Here is a 20,400-nt window from a genome sequence, read left to right on the forward strand (position 1 = left end):
GCCGATCGGCGCGACCGCCGTGTACCCGCTGCCGCTCTACTCGACGACGGTCAGCAAGCCGTCCGGGTTCCGTGACGGCGCGAAGATCGCGATCCCGAACGACGCCATCAACGAGGCCCGGGCGCTGCTCGTGCTGCAGTCCGCCCACCTGTTGGAGCTCCGGGACGGCGGGAGCGCGTTCTCGACGACGGCCGACATCACGTCGCACAAGGTCGACGTCACGACGGTCGACGCCTCGCAGACGGCGAACGCGCTCCAGAACGGCTCGGTGGACGGTGCCGTCGTGAACAACAACTACGCGACCGCTGCGGGCCTGTCGAAGCACGACGCGATCTACCAGGACGACCCGTCGAGCACCTCGGCGGCCCCGTACGTGAACGTGTTCGCGGCGCGCAAGGCGGACGTCCACGACGCGACGTACCTCGCGTTGGCCAAGCTGTTCCACGACAGCGCCGTGCAGAAGGTGTTCCTGAAGGACTACCCGGACGCGGTCGTGCGCTCCACGTCGGCGACCGAACTGCAGCACGAGCTGCGGTCCGTCGAGCAGGACGCGAAGGCCGCACAGGGCTGACCCGTCGGCCCTCCGGCCCACCAGCCGGGAGGCCCGACCCACCCCGGGCGCGCACGGTCACGAGCCGTGCGCGTCCGCCCGTCCCCACCGGAAGGCCCCATGCCCGCGCTCGTCCGCCTCGAGGCCGTCTCGAAACGCTACGTCCGCCGCGACCACGACGACCCCGTGGTCGCGGTCGACGACGTCACCCTCGACGTGGAGGAGGGCGAGGTCCTCGGCATCATCGGCTACTCCGGTGCGGGCAAGTCCACGCTCGTGCGGCTCGTCAACGCGCTCGAGCTGCCGACGTCGGGACGGGTCACCGTCGCCGGTCAGGAGCTCACGAGCCTGCCGGAACGCGACCGGCGTCAGGCCCGTCGCCGCATCGGCATGATCTTCCAGCAGTTCAACCTGTTCCGCTCGCGCACGGTCGCGGGCAACGTCGCCTACCCCTTGCGCGTCGCCGGGGTCCCCCGCGAGGAACGGGACCGCCGGGTGGCGGAGCTCCTCGACTTCGTCGGTCTGCTCGACCGCGCGCACGCCTACCCCGAGCAGCTGTCGGGCGGGCAGAAGCAGCGGGTCGGCATCGCCCGGGCGCTCGCCACGAACCCACCGCTGCTCCTCGCCGACGAGGCCACGAGCGCGCTCGACCCCGAGACCACCACCGAGGTCCTGTCGTTGCTCCGCCGCGTGAACCGCGAGCTCGGGGTGACGATCATGGTCATCACCCACGAGATGGACGCAGTCCGGCAGATCGCCGATCGCGTCGCCGTCATGGAGCGCGGCCGCGTCGTCGAGGTCGGCGACGTGTACGACGTCTTCTCGGCGCCGCGCACCGAGGCCGCACGTCGATTCGTCCGATCGGCGCTGCACGACCGGCCCTCCGCGGCGACCCTCACCCGGCTCCGCGACCGCCACCCCGGCCGGCTCGTGACCGTGCGGATCACGGACGAGCACGGCCTCCAGGCGCGGATCGACGCGGTGTTCGCCGCCGCCGGCGTCGGAGCGGAGCTCGTGTACGGCGGCGTCAGCGAGATCCGCGAGCGCCGCATCGGTGCGCTGACCTACGAGCTCTCCGGCGCGGACGCCGCGGTCGACCGCGCACTCGCGGCACTCCGGCATGCAGGGGTCACCGCGGACGAGGAACGACCGACCGCCCCGACACCGGACATCGCCCACGGCCCGACAACGGAGGGGGCCCGCTCATGACCACCGGACTGCAGGGGTTCCTGACGACGATCGACGTGTACCTGTCCTCGATCCGGGACACCCTCGTCATGTCGCTCGTCTCGTTGGTCGTCGCGGGCGTCATCGGGCTCGCGCTCGGCCTGGCCCTGTACGCCACTCGACCGGGCAACCTGCTCGGACACCGCGGCGTCTTCACGGTCCTCAACGTCGTCGTGAACATCGTCCGGCCGATCCCGTTCGTGATCTTCCTGGCCGCCGTCGCACCGTTGTCCCGAGGCGTCGTCGACACCACGATCGGGGTGCCCGCGGTGACGTTCGCGATCTCCCTCGCGGCGGCGTTCGCCGTGGCCCGGATCGTCGAGCAGAGCCTCGTGTCCCTCGACCCGGGCGTCGTCGAGGCCGCGCGGTCGGCCGGCGCGCACCCGCTGGCGATCGTGCTGACGGTGCTCATCCCCGAGGGACTCGGGCCGCTCGTGCTCGGCTACACCTTCATCTTCGTCGGCATCGTCGACATGACCGCGCAGGGCGCCCTGGTCGGCGGTGGCGGCCTCGGCGAGTACGCGATCACCTACGGGTCGCAGCGCTACGACTGGTGGATCGTGTACATCTCGGTCGCGACGATCGTCGTCATCGTGCAGCTCGGCCAGTTCGTCGGGAACCGGTTGGCGCGGGCGACGCTCCGGCGCTGAGGACGGACGGGAGGGCCGGGACCGGCCCGCACCACGCCTCCCGGCCCGGCGTCGACAGACTGGAGGCGCGGAACCCGCCCGCACCACGCCTCCCGTCCGGCGCGACGGACGGGAGGGCCGGGACCGGCTCGCACCGCGCCTCCCGGCCCGGCGTCGACGGACGGGAGGTGCGGGACCGGCCCGCACCGCGCCTCCCGGCCCGGCGGGTGGCGCGGGTCAGGCCGCCGGCTCGGCGACCGACGACGGAGCGCCGCTGATCGCGGGGGCCTCGTAGTGGGCGGTGACGAGGATCGGACGGTGGTCCGAGATGCCCGCGGGGAGCGTCTCGACGCCCGCGATGTGCAGACCGACGCTCGTCGCGAAGTCGAAGTGCCCCGTGAACCGGCGGTACCGCAGGTAGGTCGGCTGGTCGCTCAACGAGAGGGCGAAGCCGTGCTCCTCGATCTTCTTGCGGAGGTTCGTCTGGAACCAGGGGTAGTTGAAGTCCCCCACCATGATCGCCGGTGCCTCGCTCGACAGGTCACGGACGAACTGGTGCGCGGCCTCGATCTGCTTGCGCCGCAGGCTGTTCGTCGCCGTCAGGGGCGAGGCGTGGAAGGACGCCACGATGACCTCCGCGTCCGCCTCGTGGTCCTCGAGGTGCATCGCGATGAGCCGCTCGTGCGCGGGCGCGAGGACGCGGTCGTGCAGGGACTTCTGCAGCGAGTGGATCGTGAAGTCGCGCACGTCGAACCGGTCGTCGCGCTTGTAGATCGCGAGCCCGAGCCGATTCGCGCTCGTCGACGCCGCGAGGGTGAGCCCCCCGACCTCGGGCGCCAGGTCGTTGCTGTCGCACTCCTGCACGCACAGCACGTCGGCCTGGGACGCCTCCGCCAGTGCGGCCAGCTCCCCGTTCGCGGTGTGCTCGCGCAGGTTGTAGCTCACCACTCGGATGGCTCGCTGCTCTCCGCCCTGCATGTCGCCTCGCATCCTGCCGTTCGTCGTTCGTCCGACCTGGTGGTCGCGCGCCAGGGCAGGGCCCCGGCGCCGCCTCCGGACCGTACCCCCGGTACGCAAGCGCTCGCTGTGACTGTATCGCCGCGAGGCGCCCGAGGGTACGGGGCACCTGGACCCCGGCCGTGAATGACGGACGGCCGAGCGGCCCGGCCCTACCGTTCGAGTCATGAGCTACAGCCAGCCTGACCCTGCCGAAGAGTCCACCACGCCCGAGGCGCCCGAGCAGCCGGACACCGACGCGCCCGACGAACGCCAGCAGTCCGCCGAGGACATGCCCGACGGCCTGCACGGGACGAACGACCACGCCGACCTCGGCGACGACGTCGACTCGGGCAGCCCCGAGCAGTGAGACCGTGGAGGACCCGCTCGCGTGGCGGGTCCTCCCCCACGCATCGCCCGGTGGTGCGGATCCTCCCGCGGCGCGCACCACTCGGCGGCGCGCCGCTCGTCGTGCCTCCGCTCAACGGGCGGCCGCGCGGCGAGCCGGACGCACCGCTGACCCGGCGTCGCGGCTCATGAGCACGCCCTCGAGGCACGCTGCCGCGAGCAGCACCGTGATGACGACGAACGCCGCGTCGTAGGGCACGGAGGACCCCGGGCCGCCGAGCGGTGCCGCAGCGCGGAGCACCACCGCGGCCACGGCCACGCCGAACCCGGCGGCCACCTGCTGCAGCGTCGACGAGAGCGTGTTCGCCGGCGTCATCGCCGTGGGCTCGACGTCCGCGAACGCGATCGTGTTGTACGCCGTGAACCCCACAGAACGTGCGGCACCGCTCACCACGAGCAGGACCGCGAGCACCCAGAACGGCGTCGTCGGCGTCAGGAACGTCATGAGCACGACGGACACCGCGGCCGTCGCCGTCGAGCCGATGACGACGGGCCGGTACCCGAACGCGCGGAGGAGCGGCGTCGTCGTCGGCTTGATCCCGAGGTTGCCGACGAACACGAACAGCACCGCGGACCCCGCCGCGACCGCGGACCAGCCCCAGGCGTCCTGGAACAACAGCGGCAGGACGAACGGCACCGCCGACACACCGAGCCGGAACAGCGAGCCCCCGGCATGCGACACCCGGAAGGTCTCGAGCCGCAGTGCGTCGAGCCCGAGGATCGGGTGGTCCGCCCGGCGGAGGTGTCGCACCGCGAGCCAGCAGCAGACCGCCCCGACGACGCCCGCGACCGTCGCCGCGACCACCGGCACGTGGGTGAGGGACAGCAGCGACGCCATCACCACGAGGCCGCCCAGCCCGAGACACGCGAGCACCGCGCCCACCCAGTCGAAGGGCACGCGCTCGGCGCCACGCTCCTGCGGCACGAGGACGGCCGCGGCGACGAGTGCGACCGCGCCGATCGGCAGGTTCACGAGGAAGATCCAGTGCCAGGACAGCGCGTCCACGAGCACCCCGCCGAGGAACGGCGCGACGATCGGTGCGGCCAACGCCGGCCACGTGAGGATCGCGATGGCGGTCACGAGGCGGTCGCGGCCCGCGCTCCGGAGCACCACGAGCCTCCCGACCGGCACCATGAGCGCGCCACCGAGACCCTGGACGACCCGCCATGCCGTCAGGGTCGCGAGCGAGTCCGCCGCGGCGCACAACCCCGACGCGGCGGTGAAGACGACGATCGCGCCGAGGAACACCGTGCGCGACCCCACCCGGTCCGTCACCCATCCGCTCACGGGGATGAGGACCGCCAGGGTCACGAGGTACGCCGTGATCGCGATGCCGACCGCCGCCGAGTCGACGCCGAGGTCCCGCCCGATCGCCGGCGCCGCCGTGCTGACGATCGTGCCGTCGAGCAGCTCCATGAAGTACGTGCCCGCGACGAGGACGGCCAGGGCCGTCGCGCTCCGTCGCCGTCGTCCGGTCTGCGCCTGCGTCGTCGCCTCGCTCATCTCCGTTCGAGCGTAGTCCGACGCGCGTGCCCCGGCGGTCCCCCCAGGAACGCCGTCTATCGTGGCGGCGTGAGGTCTGCTCGGAGGGTGCCACCCGCCCGCGGTGAGGTGGCTGCATGAGGGGCCCCGACGAACTCGAGCGCCCCGCTCGGCCCGCCGCCGTCTCGGTCGTCGCCCGTCCCTCCCGGAACCGCCTCGCCGACCTCGCCGTCAGCACACCCGCATGGGCGGTGGTCCTCGTCCTGTTCGCGGCGTCGCGGATGCTGTCGACCACGTGGCTCGCCCTGGTGTACCCGCTCATCGTGCGGGCGCAGCCAGCGAACGCCATCCGGGGCAACGACCACGGGTTCCTGACGTTCCTGACGAGCTGGGACGGCCAGTACTACGAGGACATCTCCCTGCACGGGTACCCGTCCGTGCTCCCGACGGACGCCCTCGGACACGTCATGCAGAACAACTGGGCGTTCCTGCCGGCGTTCCCGTTCACGATCCGGATGCTGACGGCCTCCACGGGCCTCCCGTTCCGGATCGGCGCGCCGCTCATCGCCACCATCGCCGGCCTCGTCGCCGCATACCTGCTGCACGCGCTCGTCCGCGAGCGCGCCGGCGGCACCGCCGCGTTGTGGGCCGTGTTCTTCTTCTGCCTCGGGCCGCTCTCGTTCCTGCTCGAGGTCGGGTACGCCGAGAGCATGTTCCTGGCGCTCGTGTTCGGTGCCCTCCTCGCCATGCAGCGGCGGCGGTACCTGCCACTCACCCTGCTCTCGATGGTGGCGGCGTTCACCCGTCCCGGCGAGCTGGCGATCCCCCTCACACTCGGGGTGGTCGCCCTCGTCCGGTACGTCCGGGACCGCGGGTCGTTCCCCGTGCGCGAGCGACTCACCGTCATCGGGACCGGACTCGTCACCGCCGCCGCAGGTGTCGCGTGGCCGGTCATCGCGTCGCATGCCACCGGCCGGCCGAACGCGTACCTCGACACCGAGATGTCGTGGTGGGTCAACTTCATCGGTCGGGTGCACTTCGTGCCGCTCTCGCCCTGGTTCCTCACCGCGGCCCGCTGGGTCGGTGTCGGCGGGGTGCTGCTCGTCATCGCCATGGCCGTCGCGTACGGCGTGTGGTTGTCCCGGCGGTCCACGCGCGAGCTCGGGCTCGTCACCGTCGTGTTCGCGGCCGCGTACGCGCTGTACGTGTTCGCCGTGTCGATCCCCATGGCCTCGACCCCGCGGCTCCTCATGCCGCTCGCGCCGCTGACGGGGTCGCCCGAACTCGTCGCGCGGCCGTGGGCGCGATGGATCATGGTCAGCGGGGCGCTCGTCGGGCAGCCGGTGCTCATCGCGGTGCTGTGGCTGATGGGGCCGCCGTAGGCAGAGGCAGAGGCGGACGCGGACCGGCCCGCTGGCGGTGGTCCACCGACTCGGGGATCTGGGTCCGGTCGACGGCGCCGGGAGTACGGTCCCGGCCATGACCGGTCCGCACGATGACGACCCGACCCTGGTCCGGAACCAGCCAGCCCTGACGACCTCGGACGGCACGATCTGGGTCGTGGTCGGCGCCATCACCGCGATCGTCGTCGGGCTCGTGATGTGGCTCATGGGGCTGCTCGTGCCCGCCGTGGGATGGACCGGCCTCGTGCTCGTGCTCGCGCTGTTCGTCGCCATGCTCGTCGTGCGGTTCGCCGTCCGGCACGTGCGGCACCGGCTCGCGACGCTCGCGGCTCTCGAGGGCGCGATGGTCCTCGTCGGCCTCGTGGTGGTGTTGGTCGTGCTCGTCGGGCAGGCGCGCGCGGTCGGTTGACGGGGTGGCTGCCCGGACCCCCGCCGGCGCGGCTCGCGGCTCGCGGCTCCGCGGGGTGCGGCTCGCGGCTCGCGGGGTGCGGTTCCGCGGGGTGCGGTTCCGCGGGGTGCGGCGCCGGGGACCGCGGTTCCCGGAGGCGCGGCTGTCGTCTGTGCTGATCTGGGCCCCCTCCCCCGGCAGCGCCGACAACTCAGGAAAACCGCGCCAGCCGGGAGGCCCGGCACCCGCCGAGCACCGATCCTCCTGAATCGTCGACCACAGGCGGCAGATCAGCCGAGGCGGCGCGTCGAGACCAACCCACGTGACGACCACGGAACGTTCGGAGCGCCGAGGCCTGACCCCGTCGCCCCGCCTCCTCGGCAGCGCCGACAACTCAGGAAAACGGCGCCAGCCGGGAGGCTCGGCACCCGCCCAGCACCGATCCTCCTGAACCGTCGACCACAGGCCGCAGATCAACCAACAACTCAGGAAAATGGCGCCAGCCGGGAGGCCCGACACCCGCCCGGCACCGATCCTCCTGAACCGTCGACCACAGGCGGGAGATCAACCAACAACTCAGGAAAACGGCGCCAGCCGGGAGGCCCGGCACCCGACCGGCACCGATCCTCCTGAATCGTCGACCACAGGCGGCAGATCAACCGAGGCGGCGCGTCGAGACCAACCCACGTGACGCCTACGGAACGGCCCGGAGGGCCGAGCCTGAGCCCGTCGCCCCGCCTCCTCGGCAGCGCCGACAACTCAGGAAAACGGCGCCAGCCGAGAGGCCCGACACCCGACCGGCACCGATCCTCCTGAAGCCGGTCTGCTCGGTCGGGGGTGTCACCGGCGGAGTTCCCCGGGACCTCCCGGGCGTGCGGCGAGTCAGTCGGTCCCCACGCCCGGCCCGCGGATCACGGTCTCGACGTCGACGACCTGGGGCGTGGCGGGCATGGAGGCGAAGCCGAACCGGACCGGCGGGTCGAGCGGTGTCAGGGTGCCGAGGTCAGCGCCGTCCCACGTGCCCGTCACCGCGGTCACCGCATGAGCGCCGGTCACGCCGTAGTACTCCCGCCGACCTCCCCCGGCAGAACCCGCGGTCCCCGCCCCGCGCACCAGCAGGCGCGCGACCGGATCGACGATCGCGAGCCATCGGGGATCGGTGGCGATCCTCCGCGGAACGAGCCGGAGCAACCGGCCGAGGAGTGTGATCGCGCCGACGGTGACCTCGAGGTGGAGCGGTCCGGCGTCGAGCTCCAGGCCACGTGTGGTTCGAACGAGGTGCACATCGACGACCCGGGTCGCGTCGAACCGGTAGGTGCTCGACACGTACCGCTCGACGAGTTCGTCCGGCGCCAGGAGCAGGCTGCTGCCGTCGGGCAACTCGACGAACACGTCGGTGAAGTGCCGGAACGGGGAGTCCTGCCACATCCCGACGACGATGCGGTGCCCGGACGTGGTCCCGACGCCGAGGATCCGTCCGCGGAACCGCTCCTCGCGCGCTGAGCGGTCTCGTCGGCTGGACGTGTGGGCCATCGCTGGATGCTACCGGGGCGGGGCGCGGCCGGACGGACGCACGAGGGTCACCGCCGCCGCATTGTCACATCCGCCGTACGGGAGGAGGCGCACCGGACCCGAGTTCGGGTCATCGGATCCGGTGCACGCGGGCACGAGCGGACGGCCGTCTGCATGACACAGCTCGACGCGGCTCGCCCCTTGTTTGTGTTCGGTGCCCTCCGCCTCCGGGTTTGGTCACGGATCACCATTTCAGGGAGGCCCGTGGCGCCTCGGTCAGACCGCGGGGACCTCCTCAGCGAGCATCTCCTCGACGAGCGGCTTGACCTTCGTGCCGTACAGCTCGATCGACCGCATCATGTGTTCGTGCGGGAGTCGACCGGTGCTGTAACGGAGATCGAAGCGCGAGACCCCGAGGATGCGCATGTTTCGCGCGATCTTCTTCGCGACCGTCTCGGGCGATCCCACGTAGAGGGAACCGCCCGCCGACAGGCCAGCGCGGTACTGCGACTCGTCGAAGGGCGGCCACCCGCGCTCGCGTCCGAGCCGATCCGTGACGTCCTTGTGGTACGGGTAGAACAGCTCGGCCGCCTCGTCGTCCGTCGCTGCGACGAACCCTGGCGAGTGCATGGCGATCGGCTGCTGCGGGAGCTCGAACTGGTCGAGCGCCTGTCGGTAGAGACGCGAGAACGGTGCGAACTGAGCGGGCTGACCGCCGATGATCGCGAGGAACAGCGGGAACCCGTAGCTCGCCGCCCGGATCACGGACTGCGGCGAACCCCCGACTCCGATCCACGTCGGGATGCGGCCGTGTTCGGTCTTCGGCCAGACCTCTTGCTCGTGGAGCGGGGCGCGCTTCGTGCCGGACCAGCTGACCGGTCCCTCTTTGAGGACCTCGGCGAAGAGCTCGAGCTTCTCCTCGAAGAGGGTCTCGTAGTCTGCGAGGTCGAATCCGAAGAGCGGGAACGACTCGGTGAAGGACCCGCGGCCGAGCACGACCTCGGCGCGCCCGTTGGACAGCGCGTCGACGGTCGCGAACCGCTCGTAGACCCGCACCGGGTCGTCTGAGCTCAGCACCGTGACCGCGGAACCCATGTGGATCCGTTGGGTGCGCGCGGCGATGGCCGCCAGGACGACCTCGGGTGCGCTGACGGCGAAGTCGACGCGGTGGTGTTCACCGACCCCGATGAAGTCGATGCCCACCTGGTCGGCGAGGACCGCCTGCTCAACCACGTTGCGGATGCTCTGGGCCTGGGTCAGACGGACACCCGCGGTCGTCTCGGTCACGTCACCGAACGTGTCGAGCCCGAGCTGGACCGCTCCGACCCGGTCCGGCGCCGCGGGCGGGACGTCGACCGGACGCCCGGGTCCCGCGCCACCACCGCTGATGTTGCCGAATGCGCTGCCACCCATGAAGTCCTCCAGACGGATCAATGCGTTTGCATGATCCTACAACCGGTTCAGTACGCCAGAATTCCGCGATGCGACGGGAAGGCGCGGGAGCATCAGGAACGCGTGCCGAGCCTCCCGGGCGTCGCCAACCGCGCGTGCTCGAGGACCACGCCGGACGGTCCGACGGCCGCGGCGACGACCGACAGGGTCGCGAATCGGCCGTCGGCACGGAGATCGTCACGGAGGATCGCGTCCGGTCGGTCCGGCGCGACGTCGGCACCCGAACGGAGCACGGCGAACCAGTCCTCCCAATCGGCCCCGAGCCCCGTCGTCGGCGCCTCCGCCGCGAGGAGTGGCTCGATCGACGGTGGCGGTCCGACCGGAGCCGATGCGTGGCGGAAGGGATCGAGCCACCGAGCGATCCGTGGGAGCGCGACGTCGTCCGGAGCGCCTTCCGTCACGACGTGGACGCCCGGTCCGAGTCCTCGCGTGAGGACGCGCACACCATCCCACGACGTCACGCGCACCCCCTGCGGCGTTGCGTGGACCAGGTTGTAGGAGCGCTCGGTCGGCCGCTCGCTCGCCCGGGTGGCCCCCGTGACGGCGTCGAGCGGAAGCCACCCCCGCGTCGCCCAACCGCCGTCCGTCGCGGGCGCGGGCTCGGCGCGGTTGAGGACGACCGCGAGGGCTCGGCGAGGAGCGGACGCTGCGAGCCACGCGCCCCCTGCCGTCCGATCCCGGACACCGACCACGTCGTCGCCGCGGTCCTGCCACCAGGCGCGTGGGGGGTCCCAGGGACGGGACGGGTCCTCGTCTCGCAGTGCGAGCAGGGTGACCGGCCACGCGGTGTCGGGTTCGACCCGGACGACGACGGTGCACATGCGTCGATCATCGCACCCGCCCCACGACGTCCAGGGCTCGCCTGGCCACCTGTGGACTCGCCTCGACGTCGAACAGCATGTGGACGCGATGGCGCCCGAACGCCCCTGCCCAGGCTCAGCGGACGCGTGACACAGCGCGCACTGTGGAGAGAGCGATGCGTTGTGGAGGACGGCCTGCCGCTCCCTGCCCGCTGGTACCGTCGGCCGGGCGGGGATCCGCCCCGCCAGAACGGAGGTCGACCGTGTCACAGTCCGAGCAGCGCCGGACGATCGTCGTGGGCATCACCGGCGGCATCGCGGCGTACAAGGCCGTCGGAGTCGTGCGGGCGTTCGTACGGCTCGGACACGACGTCCACGTGGTCCCGACCGAAGGAGCACTGCGCTTCGTCGGACTGCCCACACTCGAGGCCATCAGCCGTAACCCCGTGTCGACGAGCGTGTTCGAGGAGGTCGCGGAGGTCCGCCACGTCGCGCTCGGGCGCCGCGCGGACCTCGTCGTCGTCGCACCGGCCACGGCCGACTTCCTGGCACGGACCGCGGCGGGACTGGCCGGAGACCTGCTCGGAACGACCCTGCTCGCGACGACAGCACCGGTCGTCGTGGCGCCAGCGATGCACCCGCAGATGTGGGACCACCCCGCAACCCGCGCGTCGGTCGCCACCCTGCGGGAGCGGGGCGTCCACGTCGTCGGTCCGGAGGACGGGCCGCTCACCGGCGAGGACTCGGGGATCGGGCGCATGAGCGAGCCCGACGCCATCGTCGCGGCAGCGCTCGCCGTCCTGCCCGCGAGCGGAACGGGTGGACGCGACGAGTCGTCCGCTGCGACGACGGTCACCACCGCGCCCGACAGCCGGGAGGCCCGCCACGGGTGGACACCGACCGCTCCCGTCCCCCATGTCGACGAGTCGCCCACCGCGCCCGAGACCGCGGTGCACCCCGACGCCCGACGCGGGGACCTGTCGGGCAACCACGTCGTGGTGAGTGCGGGCGGCACCCGTGAGCCGGTTGACCCCGTGCGGTACATCGGCAACCGCTCGAGCGGGCGGCAGGGAGTCGCGATCGCGGCCGAGGCAGCGCGCCGGGGAGCCGTCGTGACCCTCGTGGCGGCGAACATCGAGGACGCGGTGCTCGCGGCCATGGACGACGCGCCCGATGCACTCCCGGTCGAGGTCATCCGGGTGGGCACCGGCCTCGAACTCGCCGATGCCGTCCACGCCGCCGCGGTGGCCGCTGACGTCGTCGTGATGACGGCGGCCGTCGCAGACTTCCGTCCGGCCGAGGTCCGACCATCGAAGCTCAAGAAAGAGGACGCGGGCGACCACCTGACGCTCGAACTCGTCCGGAACCCCGACGTCCTCGCCGACCTCGTGGCGGCGCGCCGTGCGGGCCAGCTCGTCGTCGGGTTCGCGGCCGAGACCGAGCCCGACCGCGCCGCTCGCCTGGACCTGGCCCGCGACAAGCTGGCCCGCAAGCCCGCCGATCTGCTCGTGGTGAACCGGGTCGGCTGGGACCACGGGTTCGAGCGTGGCCACAACGCCGTCGAGGTCCTGGCTGCCGGAGGCGACGTGGTGCGCGAGGCGTCAGGATCGAAGGCGGAGATCGCCCATGTGGTGCTCGACCTCGTGGCGACAGCGCTGACGTGACCTGCGCAGCGGAATCCGTGCCTTCCGGGCGCCGCGGCGGCTCCGGCCGCCCCGGTCGCTCGGGCCGCCCCGCTCGCTCGGGCCGCCCCGCTCGCACGGGCCGATTCGGATTCCGATGCAGCACAGCCGACCGGTCCAGGATGGCCTGATGCGACGAACACGACGCGCGCGCCGCGCGGCCACGACGGCTCGCGGACTCGCGATCCTGCTCGCCGGGGCTGGCGTGACCCACTTCCTCCGTCCCCGTGTGTACGACGGGATCGTGCCGGAGGCCTTGCCGACTCGTGCGACGACGATCGGTTCGGGCGTCGCCGAGGTGGCGGTGGCGGCGGCGCTGGCGGTGCCACGCACCCGGCGGATCGGCGGATTCGCGGCTGCCGCGCTCTTCGTCGCGGTCTTCCCCGCGAACCTCAAGATGGCGCGTGACCTGCTCGACGACCCGCGCTCGCAGCGACGGATGCGCGTGGCGGCCCTGCTGCGGCTCCCGCTGCAGGTGCCCCTCGTGCGGTGGGGCCTCCGCGTCGGGATGGACAGCAGGCCATGACGAACGGACCCCAGGAGCTCGACGCCCTCGCCGACATCCTCGTGGCGCAGACGGCCGCGCCGCTCCCGCACCGAGCCGTCACCGCGCACCGCTGGGCGGACGTGGTGTTCGCGTCCTGGCGGGTGGACGCGGACACGGTGGCCAGCCTCGTGCCACCACGGACCGAGCCGGACCGGATCGACGGAAGCGCATGGGTGTCACTGACGGCGTACGAGTTCCGCCGGACCACGGTGCCGCCGCTGCCGCCGCCCGGGCCGCTCGGTCGCCTGACGGAGATCACCGTCGAGGTGCCCACCGTCGACGACGCCGGTCGACACGGAACGACCTACCTGACCGTGGACACGCAACACGTGCCGGCCGTGCTCGCAGCGCGCATCGGGATCGGCGTGCCCTACACGGCAGCGCGAGCGGGATCACGGCGCGACGGGGACGTCCTCGCCCACCGCACCCGCCGACGGCACGGCGGCGCGTCAGCGTCGGTCCGGGTCCGTGCTGCCGGAGGGGTCACGCCGGACGCGCTGTCGGTCGCTCTCACGCACCGCCCGGGTGTCCACGCCCGCCACCTCGGCGTCACGTCGTGGTGGCGGCGCTCGCACGCTCCCTGGCAGCTGCGTGCCGCCCGGGCAGAGGAACTCCGCGGCGACCTGCCCGACGTCGTCGGGTTCCCCCGTCTGCTCGACCGCGTGCCCGACCGTCTGCTCGTCGGGGACGGCGTCGACGTCGAGTACGCATGGGGAGGCCTCGTCCGATGAGCACCACCGACGAGGATGCCGACCCCTTCGACCTCGAGCGCTTCACGCGCGCGCAGGCCGGCGTCTTCGAGCAGGCGCTCGCCGAACTCCGCGCCGGCCGCAAGCGCTCGCACTGGATGTGGTTCGTGTTCCCGCAGATCGCTGGCCTCGGCAAGAGCGCGACCGCCGTGCGGTTCGCCATCGGTTCGCAGCGGGAGGCACGGGCCTACCTCACGCATGCCGTCCTCGGTCCACGCCTGCGCACCGCGGCGACCGTCGTCGCAGAAGCGCCCGCCCGCGACGCGATCGCGCTGCTCGGTGAGATCGACGCGGTGAAGCTCCGGTCCTCGATGACGCTGTTCGCGCACGTGGCGGAGGACGCGGCACCGTTCCGCGCTGTGCTGGACCGTTGGTACGGCGGCGAGGAGGACCGGGTGACGCTGGACCTGCTCGGCGGGTGACATCAGCATCCGCCACGTCACATATCAGGTAGCATCGCGGTACTCGAACCCGACGAGGGAGATCCGCCATGCCCGTTCCCGTGACGCCGCCCGCGCATCACCGGCTCCTCCGCGACACCGTCCGCGACCGCATCCACGAGGCCATCATGGACGGCACTCTCGAGCCGGGCGAGCGCCTGAACGACGAGGACCTGATCGCCTGGCTCGGTGTGTCCCGCACCCCCATCCGGGAGGCCCTGAGTCAGCTCGCTCGCGCCGGTCTCGTCGAGATGGCGCCGAACCGCTACACCCGCGTGACGCGGCCGGATCCCACCCAGGTGATCGAGGCCCTCCAGACCTTGGGGGTGCTCCTCGGTGGTGTGGTGCGTCTCGCGGTGCCACGTCTGTCCGGCGAGGAACGTGCTCGGGTGCTCGCCGCCCTCGACACGACGATCGTCGAGATGGCGAACCACGACGTCCTCGGGGCGAACCGTGACGCGCTGGCCCTGTTCGGGATGTTCGTTGACGCCTGCGGCAACGCCTCGCTGGTGCGGGTGTGTCGCGACACGATGGACGGACTGGCCTTCCGCCTCCGCTTACGGGACCTCGATCGGCTCGTGGACTGGGCGGGGATGACGGAGCAGTTGCGCGCTCTCCGGGCGGCGACGGCCGCAGAAGACGCGATCGCGGCCGAACTCGCGACCGAGGCGGTGCATCTGCTCCCTGCGTGACGGTTGCTCGAGGTGACGTCGCCTCGGGGGCCGACCCGGTCCTCCCGGCCGTATGATTGGTTCACATCAGCTAACCAATCGTGTCGGAGGCAGCACGTTGACCACAGCCCGCCCGGCCCTGTTCACCAAGGACCACCCCCACTACAAGTGGATCGCGCTGAGCAACACCACGCTCGGCATGCTCATGGCGACCATCAACTCGTCGATCGTGATCATCTCGCTGCCCGCGATCTTCAAGGGCATCCGGTTGAACCCGCTCGGCGCGGGGAACGTGAGCTACCTGCTCTGGATGCTCATGGGCTACATGCTCGTGACCGCCGTCCTCGTGGTCGGATTCGGGCGACTCGGCGACATGCTGGGCCGGGTCCGCATCTACAACCTCGGGTTCGTCGTGTTCTCGCTCGGGTCCGTGGCATTGGCGCTCGACCCCTGGACCGGCGGATCCGGAGCCATGTGGCTCATCATCTGGCGACTCGTGCAGGGTGTGGGCGGTGCGATGCTGTTCGCCAACTCGACGGCGATCATCACCGACGCGTTCCCGGCGCACCGGCGCGGCATGGCGCTCGGCATCAATCAGGTGGCGGCGATCGCAGGGTCGTTCATCGGCCTCATCGTCGGCGGTCTGCTCGCCGTGGTCGACTGGCGGGCGGTCTTCTTCGTGAGCGTCCCGATCGGCATCATCGGCACCATCTGGTCCTACAAGTCGCTGCACGAGGTGGGGACGAAGAGCCCCGGGCGACTGGACATCCCGGGCAACCTCACGTTCGCCGCCGGACTCACCGCGGTCCTCGCGGGCATCACGTACGGGATCCAGCCCTACGGGAACAGCGCGACCGGGTGGACCAACCCCTGGGTCGACGGAGCGATCGGTCTCGGTGTGCTCATGCTCATCGCGTTCGTCGTCATCGAGCTCCGATCCGCCCAGCCGATGTTCGACCTCGGGCTGTTCCGCATCCGGGCGTTCGCGATGGCGAACCTCGCTGGTCTGCTCGCCTCGGTCGGTCGCGGCGGCCTGCAGTTCATGCTCATCATCTGGCTGCAGGGCATCTGGCTGCCGCTGCACGGCTATTCCTACGAGGACACGCCGCTCTGGGCCGGCATCTACATGCTGCCGATCACCATCGGCTTCCTCATCGCGGGGCCGATCTCGGGGACCCTGTCCGACCGGTTCGGCGCACGTGCCTTCGCCACCACCGGACTCGTCGTGGTCGCCGGGACCTTCGTCGCGCTCCTGCTCATCCCGGTCGACTTCCCGTACTGGCTCTTCGCGATCATCACCGGTCTGAGCGGTTTGGGCTCGGGCATGTTCGGCGCCCCGAACCGCAGCGCGATCATGAACAGCGTGCCGAAGCACCAGCGCGGTGCGGCGTCCGGCATGGCGGGCACCGTGCAGAACGCCGGGACCTCGCTGTCCATCGGCATCTTCTTCTCGCTCATGATCGCCGGACTGTCGACCACGCTGCCGGGGACGCTCACGCGGGGCCTCAGCGCCCACGGCGTGCCCTCGACGGTGGCGGAGCAGATCGGCCAGACCCCGCCCGTGGGCTCGCTGTTCGCTGCGTTCCTCGGGTACAACCCGATCGGCAACCTGCTCGGGCCGTCCGGGGTGCTGCATCGTCCGGGCGTCGACGCCGCGACCCTCACGGGCAAGGAGTTCTTCCCGCAGCTCATCTCCGGGCCGTTCCACCACGGACTCGTCGTGGTCTTCGCCGCCGCCGCGATCATGTCCGTCGTGGCCGCCGTCGCCTCGCTCATCCGAGGCAAGCGATACGTGCACGCCGACGGCGACACCGGTACCATCGCCACGACCAAGGACCCGGTGACCGACGGAGCGCGTGCATGACCGAGACCCCGATCAACCGCGGCGACGTCGCCGCGCGCCTGGCCGTGGCGGTCGGACGCATCAATCGGAGGGCACGGCCCGGCACCGGCGCGTTGAGCTACGGCCTGGTGTCGGCGCTGTCGACGATCGTGCGGCTCGGTCCGCTGCGGCCCGGCGATCTCGCCCGACACGAGGTCGTCACGAAGCCGACGATGACGCGGGTGCTCAGCGACCTCGACGCGCGCGGGCTCATCGAACGGGTCACGGATCCACTCGACGGCCGCGCGTCCGTCATCACGGCCACCCCCGCGGGTGTCGCAGCCGTGCACGAGGCACGCCACGAACGCGCGGGCATCGTGTCGCAGCTGCTCGCTGATCTGGACGACGGCGACCTGCGTGCCATCGCGGGGGCACTCGACGCGCTCGAGCGGGTCGCACAGGTCGAGCCCATGCCCGCGCGCTCCGGTCGTTCCGCCGCGCCAACTGGGTCGGTGCACTCCGCGCACTCCGCGCCCTCCGCGCACGCAGCCAGCGACGGGGCCGCGAGCGGCGGGGCCGGCGGCGGGACCGCGAGCGGCCGGGCTGGCGGCGGGGCCTTGAGTGACACCGTCTCCGGCGAGGCGCTCGCCGCAGTGCGGGCGGCGACCTCCCGGGCTTGACGCGAGCCGGGCCTCCTGGCGGGCGGATGTTAGGGCGCTCCCTCCACAGGTCGTCGCCGTGCCGCGGTGTCCACGGCGGCACGTTCCGCCACCCCTGCACCGCCCCCGGCGCTGCCACTATGACACCGTGACGATCCCGAACAGCCCGACGCGACGGTGGCCTGCCGCCGGCCTGCGGCGGATGGTGCCCCGTGACCCGACCGAAGCCCACCGAGCAGCCAGTCCGCTGGAGCTGTTCTTCGACCTCGTGTTCGTCGTCGCGGTGTCCTTCGCGGCGACGGACCTGCATCACCTCGAGGTGCGTGGTCACCTCGCGGACGCAGTCACCGGCTACGTCCTCGTGTTCTTCGCGATCTGGTGGGCCTGGGTCAACTTCACGTGGTTCGCCACGTCGTTCGACACGGACGACTGGCTCTACCGCGTCACCACGTTCGTGCAGATGGCCGGCGTGCTCGTCCTGGCGGCCGGCATCGGACCGGCGATCGAGCACGGTGACGACTTCGTCGCCACCATGGGCTACGTGGTGATGCGCCTCGCCATGGTGAGTCAGTGGCTCCGGGCAGCGTCGGCGCACACGCGGTACCGCCGCACCGCGCTCGAGTACGCCGTCGGGATCACCGTGGTGCAGGTGCTCTGGGTCCTCCGCGTCACGGTGTTGGCCGATCTCGCGTCGACCCTGACGTTCCTCCTGCTCGTCGTCGCCGAGCTCGCCGTCCCCGTCGTCGCGGAGCGCACCGACACCACCCCGTGACACACCCGGCACATCGCGGAGCGATACAGCCTCTTCACGCTCATCGTCCTGGGCGAGGGCCTGGTCGCGAGCGCCAATGCGGTGATCGGGGCCTTGGCGGCGTCGGAGCGCATCGGGCCCCTGCTGGCCCTGGCCGGCGCGGGTCTCGTCATCGTGGCGGCGATGTGGTGGATCTCCTTCGCGCGCAGCCAGCACGACCGGATCACCTCACTGCCGAGGGCTCTGGCCTTCGGCTACGGTCACTACGTCGTGTTCGCTGCCGCCGCCGCGATGCCAGCCGGGATCGAGGTCGCGATCGCCGCCAGCGAAGGCACTGCGCGCCTCGCTCCAGCTGCCGCCGCCGCGACCATCTCGGTGCCGGTCGCCGCGTTCGTGCTCGCCGTCTGGGCGCTCGCGCTCCGGCCGACGCTCGGGAGGCCCACCAGCGCCCTCGTGGTCGTCCTCACCCTGGCAGCCGGCTTCAGCGCGTTCCTCCCGCAGCTCTCGCTGGTGCTGACCGCCATCCTGTTGGCGGCGATCGTCGTGACGCTCGAGGTCGCGGACCGGAATCGGGGCCGCGGCACGAGCGGGGTCCGGAGCCGGGGTCGGGCGCGAGCGGTCGCTCCGGCGTCCGGTCGAGTCAGCTGACCGGAGCGCGGGCCGCGTGCGCGGCGGAGACGCCTTCCCTGCAGACTGCAACCGCCACAGCCACAGCCACAGCCACAGCCACAGCCACGCTCGCTCCGTCCGCAGCGTCGACAACGCCCGCCCTGCCGGCGGTGTCGGCAACGCCGCGAGGTTGATCGTGAGCCCGGATGGCGGAACGATGGCGACATGCCCTTCGTCACGGCCGTCTGCCGCGTGCACCAGCTCATCCCGGACTCCGGGACGGTCGGCGTGACCGCGATCGACAAGCGGCCGGTGACCGATCCGTTGCGGGTGCGTCCACTCGGCCTCCACGGCGACGTCCAGGCGAACCGCAAGCACCACGGCGGCGAAGACCAGGCCGTCTACGCCTACGCGGACGAGGACGCGGCCTACTTCAGTACGGTGCTCGGGCGTCCGGTGGAGCCTGGCCTGTTCGGTGAGAACCTCCGGACGAGCGGGATCGAGGTCAGCACCGCCGTGGTCGGCGAGCGCTGGCGGGTCGGCGATGGTCTCGTGCTCGAGGTGACGCTGCCGCGGGTCCCGTGCGCGACGTTCGCTCGCCGCATGAAGGTGGACAAGTGGGTGCGAACCTTCACGGACGCCAACCGCACCGGCGCCTACCTGCGCGTGGTCCGGTCCGGAGCCGTCCAAGTCGGTGATCGGATCGAGCGCTTCGACCGGCCTGCACACGGCATCACGGTCGCGGATGTGTTCGCCGGCCTCGGGCGGGATCAGGCGGTCGTGCTCCTCGAGGGCGGCCGCGGGCTCCCGTACAAGATCGAGGCGGTCGCCCGGAAGGTGCTCTCGGGGGTCCCGGCCTCGCTCTGACGTGCGGTCACGACGGCACGGTCACGACGGCACGGTCACGACGGCACGGTCACGAAGGCACGATCACGAACGTGCGGTCATGACGGCACGGTCACGAACGCACCGAGGACCCGCCCGCCCGCTCGGGACCCGACGCCCGACGTGACTCGGTTCATCCCGCGCTGTCGGGAGCTGGCCGCGAGTCGCCGACGTCCCCGCGGCGCCAGGGATCCAGCGGCCGCCGATGCCGAGGCAACCCGGCGACCACGAGGTCGTACGAGTTGCCGACCAGATCCTCCACCAGGACCTCGTCGACCCCCGCACCCGGCGCGACCGTGATCCAGTGCTGCTTGTTCAAGTGGTACCCGGGCGTGATCTCCGGATGATCCCGAACGAGCGCCGCTGCGTGTGGCGGCCGGCATTTCAGGGAGACGATCGGAGTGCCGCGGAGCTCGCTGACGATGGCGAACACCTTGCCGACGACCTTGAATACCTCAGCTCCCTCGCCGAACGGCTGCCCCTGCGTCACGGCCGGCAGCCCCGCGGCGACGCGCAATGCCGTCGCGTGCAGTCCGGGCCCGTCCATGCCCCGACCCTGCCGCACACCACCGACGCTGGCCCGGCCCTTCGCGACGTTCCTCCATCGCTCACCCGCGCTCTGGAGTCGCACGCCCCGCCTGCTCGCGCCGTCTCCCGCCGGACCGGCCGACGCCCCCGGACACTGTGCCCGCCCGTCACACCGTCCCCGCGTGCCCACACAACGGCCGCCACCACCC

At 71.8% G+C, this 20,400-nt stretch carries 20 protein-coding genes and 1 pseudogene; 15 read left to right on the forward strand and 6 right to left on the reverse strand.

The genetic code is table 11. The annotated features are described in order from the left end of the window. The 3 genes from DEI81_RS15350 to DEI81_RS15360 all read left to right on the forward strand — a co-directional run. A partial coding sequence (locus DEI81_RS15350; protein ID WP_258368789.1) for a MetQ/NlpA family ABC transporter substrate-binding protein occupies positions 1-571 on the forward strand: 571 nt, incomplete at its 5' end. Between the two features lie 99 nt (positions 572-670). Beyond that, complete coding sequence (locus DEI81_RS15355; RefSeq protein ID WP_111011604.1) at positions 671-1,759, forward strand: methionine ABC transporter ATP-binding protein; 1,089 nt, start codon at positions 671-673, stop codon at positions 1,757-1,759. Beyond that, on the forward strand, positions 1,756-2,427 hold the full coding sequence (locus DEI81_RS15360; protein ID WP_111011605.1) for a methionine ABC transporter permease: 672 nt from the start codon (positions 1,756-1,758) through the stop codon (positions 2,425-2,427). Before DEI81_RS15355 ends, DEI81_RS15360 begins: the two co-directional genes overlap by 4 nt. A 216-nt stretch (positions 2,428-2,643) precedes the next feature. Here DEI81_RS15360 and DEI81_RS15365 read toward each other — a convergent pair whose 3' ends face one another. Beyond that, positions 2,644-3,384 (reverse strand): endonuclease/exonuclease/phosphatase family protein, encoded by a 741-nt coding sequence (locus DEI81_RS15365; protein ID WP_258368790.1) that lies wholly within the window; start codon positions 3,382-3,384, stop codon positions 2,644-2,646. 205 nt (positions 3,385-3,589) lie between these two features. Here DEI81_RS15365 and DEI81_RS15370 point away from each other — a divergent pair, with 205 nt between their 5' ends. Then, positions 3,590-3,772, forward strand: coding sequence for a hypothetical protein (locus tag DEI81_RS15370; protein WP_111011606.1), 183 nt, complete (start codon positions 3,590-3,592; stop codon positions 3,770-3,772). Between the two features lie 111 nt (positions 3,773-3,883). On the opposite strand, the gene DEI81_RS15375 is transcribed toward DEI81_RS15370, so the two are convergent. After that, positions 3,884-5,314, reverse strand: coding sequence for an MFS transporter (locus tag DEI81_RS15375; protein ID WP_111011607.1), 1,431 nt, complete (start codon positions 5,312-5,314; stop codon positions 3,884-3,886). Between the two features lie 116 nt (positions 5,315-5,430). Here DEI81_RS15375 and DEI81_RS15380 point away from each other — a divergent pair, with 116 nt between their 5' ends. Both DEI81_RS15380 and DEI81_RS15385 read left to right on the forward strand, forming a co-directional pair. Further along, the gene (locus tag DEI81_RS15380) at positions 5,431-6,675 is read left to right on the forward strand and encodes a mannosyltransferase family protein (protein ID WP_111011608.1); all 1,245 of its coding nucleotides are present in this window, start codon (positions 5,431-5,433) and stop codon (positions 6,673-6,675) included. Between the two features lie 97 nt (positions 6,676-6,772). Next, the gene (locus tag DEI81_RS15385; RefSeq protein WP_146244130.1) at positions 6,773-7,105 is read left to right on the forward strand and encodes a hypothetical protein; all 333 of its coding nucleotides are present in this window, start codon (positions 6,773-6,775) and stop codon (positions 7,103-7,105) included. Positions 7,106-7,966: 861 nt separating this feature from the next. On the opposite strand, the gene DEI81_RS15390 is transcribed toward DEI81_RS15385, so the two are convergent. From DEI81_RS15390 to DEI81_RS15400, 3 genes are all read right to left on the reverse strand, one after another. Beyond that, the gene (locus DEI81_RS15390) at positions 7,967-8,617 is read right to left on the reverse strand and encodes a hypothetical protein (protein ID WP_111011610.1); all 651 of its coding nucleotides are present in this window, start codon (positions 8,615-8,617) and stop codon (positions 7,967-7,969) included. Positions 8,618-8,872: 255 nt separating this feature from the next. Next, positions 8,873-10,030 (reverse strand): LLM class flavin-dependent oxidoreductase, encoded by a 1,158-nt coding sequence (locus DEI81_RS15395; RefSeq protein ID WP_258368791.1) that lies wholly within the window; start codon positions 10,028-10,030, stop codon positions 8,873-8,875. Between the two features lie 71 nt (positions 10,031-10,101). Continuing rightward, positions 10,102-10,869 (reverse strand): NRDE family protein, encoded by a 768-nt coding sequence (locus DEI81_RS15400; protein ID WP_111011612.1) that lies wholly within the window; start codon positions 10,867-10,869, stop codon positions 10,102-10,104. A gap of 242 nt (positions 10,870-11,111) precedes the next feature. Here DEI81_RS15400 and DEI81_RS15405 point away from each other — a divergent pair, with 242 nt between their 5' ends. The 9 genes and pseudogenes from DEI81_RS15405 (at position 11,112) to DEI81_RS15445 (ending at position 19,645) form a co-directional block, all read left to right on the forward strand. Beyond that, a complete protein-coding gene (locus tag DEI81_RS15405) occupies positions 11,112-12,512 on the forward strand; it encodes a phosphopantothenate--cysteine ligase family flavoprotein (protein ID WP_258368792.1) in 1,401 nt (466 codons plus the stop codon). A gap of 148 nt (positions 12,513-12,660) precedes the next feature. Further along, positions 12,661-13,056 carry a hypothetical protein gene (locus DEI81_RS15410; protein ID WP_111011614.1) on the forward strand — a complete coding sequence of 132 codons (396 nt, stop codon included), beginning with the start codon at positions 12,661-12,663 and terminating at the stop codon, positions 13,054-13,056. Beyond that, a complete protein-coding gene (locus DEI81_RS15415) occupies positions 13,053-13,808 on the forward strand; it encodes a DUF2071 domain-containing protein (RefSeq protein WP_111011615.1) in 756 nt (251 codons plus the stop codon). The genes DEI81_RS15410 and DEI81_RS15415 overlap by 4 nt, the downstream gene beginning before the upstream one ends. Beyond that, positions 13,805-14,248: a DUF1810 domain-containing protein gene (locus DEI81_RS15420; RefSeq protein ID WP_111011616.1), complete on the forward strand. Its 444-nt coding sequence runs from the start codon at positions 13,805-13,807 to the stop codon at positions 14,246-14,248. Before DEI81_RS15415 ends, DEI81_RS15420 begins: the two co-directional genes overlap by 4 nt. Positions 14,249-14,316: 68 nt before the next feature. After that, positions 14,317-14,958 carry a GntR family transcriptional regulator gene (locus tag DEI81_RS15425; RefSeq protein WP_111011617.1) on the forward strand — a complete coding sequence of 214 codons (642 nt, stop codon included), beginning with the start codon at positions 14,317-14,319 and terminating at the stop codon, positions 14,956-14,958. Positions 14,959-15,055: 97 nt separating this feature from the next. Beyond that, positions 15,056-16,801 (forward strand): MFS transporter, encoded by a 1,746-nt coding sequence (locus DEI81_RS15430; RefSeq protein ID WP_258368793.1) that lies wholly within the window; start codon positions 15,056-15,058, stop codon positions 16,799-16,801. Continuing rightward, a complete protein-coding gene (locus DEI81_RS15435; RefSeq protein ID WP_220035701.1) occupies positions 16,798-17,439 on the forward strand; it encodes a MarR family winged helix-turn-helix transcriptional regulator in 642 nt (213 codons plus the stop codon). The genes DEI81_RS15430 and DEI81_RS15435 overlap by 4 nt, the downstream gene beginning before the upstream one ends. A gap of 181 nt (positions 17,440-17,620) precedes the next feature. Then, positions 17,621-18,817: pseudogene (locus tag DEI81_RS15440) on the forward strand (low temperature requirement protein A). A gap of 186 nt (positions 18,818-19,003) precedes the next feature. Further along, positions 19,004-19,645 (forward strand): MOSC domain-containing protein, encoded by a 642-nt coding sequence (locus tag DEI81_RS15445; protein ID WP_111011619.1) that lies wholly within the window; start codon positions 19,004-19,006, stop codon positions 19,643-19,645. Between the two features lie 151 nt (positions 19,646-19,796). On the opposite strand, the gene DEI81_RS15450 is transcribed toward DEI81_RS15445, so the two are convergent. Next, on the reverse strand, positions 19,797-20,210 hold the full coding sequence (locus tag DEI81_RS15450; RefSeq protein WP_111011621.1) for an MmcQ/YjbR family DNA-binding protein: 414 nt from the start codon (positions 20,208-20,210) through the stop codon (positions 19,797-19,799). Positions 20,211-20,400 lie beyond the last annotated feature (190 nt).

This window comes from Curtobacterium sp. MCBD17_013, from assembly GCF_003234565.1.
Taxonomy (GTDB): Bacteria; Actinomycetota; Actinomycetes; order Actinomycetales; family Microbacteriaceae; genus Curtobacterium.

What these genes read in the sequence shown, in the direction of transcription:
- DEI81_RS15355 (WP_111011604.1), top strand. Translation starts at nt 671, where the DNA reads ATGCCCGCGCTCGTCCGCCTCGAGGCCGTCTCGAAACGCTACGTCCGC.
- DEI81_RS15360 (WP_111011605.1), top strand. Translation starts at nt 1,756, where the DNA reads ATGACCACCGGACTGCAGGGGTTCCTGACGACGATCGACGTGTACCTG.
- DEI81_RS15365 (WP_258368790.1), bottom strand. Translation starts at nt 3,384, where the DNA reads ATGCAGGGCGGAGAGCAGCGAGCCATCCGAGTGGTGAGCTACAACCTG.
- DEI81_RS15370 (WP_111011606.1), top strand. Translation starts at nt 3,590, where the DNA reads ATGAGCTACAGCCAGCCTGACCCTGCCGAAGAGTCCACCACGCCCGAG.
- DEI81_RS15375 (WP_111011607.1), bottom strand. Translation starts at nt 5,314, where the DNA reads ATGAGCGAGGCGACGACGCAGGCGCAGACCGGACGACGGCGACGGAGC.
- DEI81_RS15380 (WP_111011608.1), top strand. Translation starts at nt 5,431, where the DNA reads ATGAGGGGCCCCGACGAACTCGAGCGCCCCGCTCGGCCCGCCGCCGTC.
- DEI81_RS15385 (WP_146244130.1), top strand. Translation starts at nt 6,773, where the DNA reads ATGACCGGTCCGCACGATGACGACCCGACCCTGGTCCGGAACCAGCCA.
- DEI81_RS15390 (WP_111011610.1), bottom strand. Translation starts at nt 8,617, where the DNA reads ATGGCCCACACGTCCAGCCGACGAGACCGCTCAGCGCGCGAGGAGCGG.
- DEI81_RS15400 (WP_111011612.1), bottom strand. Translation starts at nt 10,869, where the DNA reads ATGTGCACCGTCGTCGTCCGGGTCGAACCCGACACCGCGTGGCCGGTC.
- DEI81_RS15410 (WP_111011614.1), top strand. Translation starts at nt 12,661, where the DNA reads ATGCGACGAACACGACGCGCGCGCCGCGCGGCCACGACGGCTCGCGGA.
- DEI81_RS15415 (WP_111011615.1), top strand. Translation starts at nt 13,053, where the DNA reads ATGACGAACGGACCCCAGGAGCTCGACGCCCTCGCCGACATCCTCGTG.
- DEI81_RS15420 (WP_111011616.1), top strand. Translation starts at nt 13,805, where the DNA reads ATGAGCACCACCGACGAGGATGCCGACCCCTTCGACCTCGAGCGCTTC.
- DEI81_RS15425 (WP_111011617.1), top strand. Translation starts at nt 14,317, where the DNA reads ATGCCCGTTCCCGTGACGCCGCCCGCGCATCACCGGCTCCTCCGCGAC.
- DEI81_RS15435 (WP_220035701.1), top strand. Translation starts at nt 16,798, where the DNA reads ATGACCGAGACCCCGATCAACCGCGGCGACGTCGCCGCGCGCCTGGCC.
- DEI81_RS15445 (WP_111011619.1), top strand. Translation starts at nt 19,004, where the DNA reads ATGCCCTTCGTCACGGCCGTCTGCCGCGTGCACCAGCTCATCCCGGAC.
- DEI81_RS15450 (WP_111011621.1), bottom strand. Translation starts at nt 20,210, where the DNA reads ATGGACGGGCCCGGACTGCACGCGACGGCATTGCGCGTCGCCGCGGGG.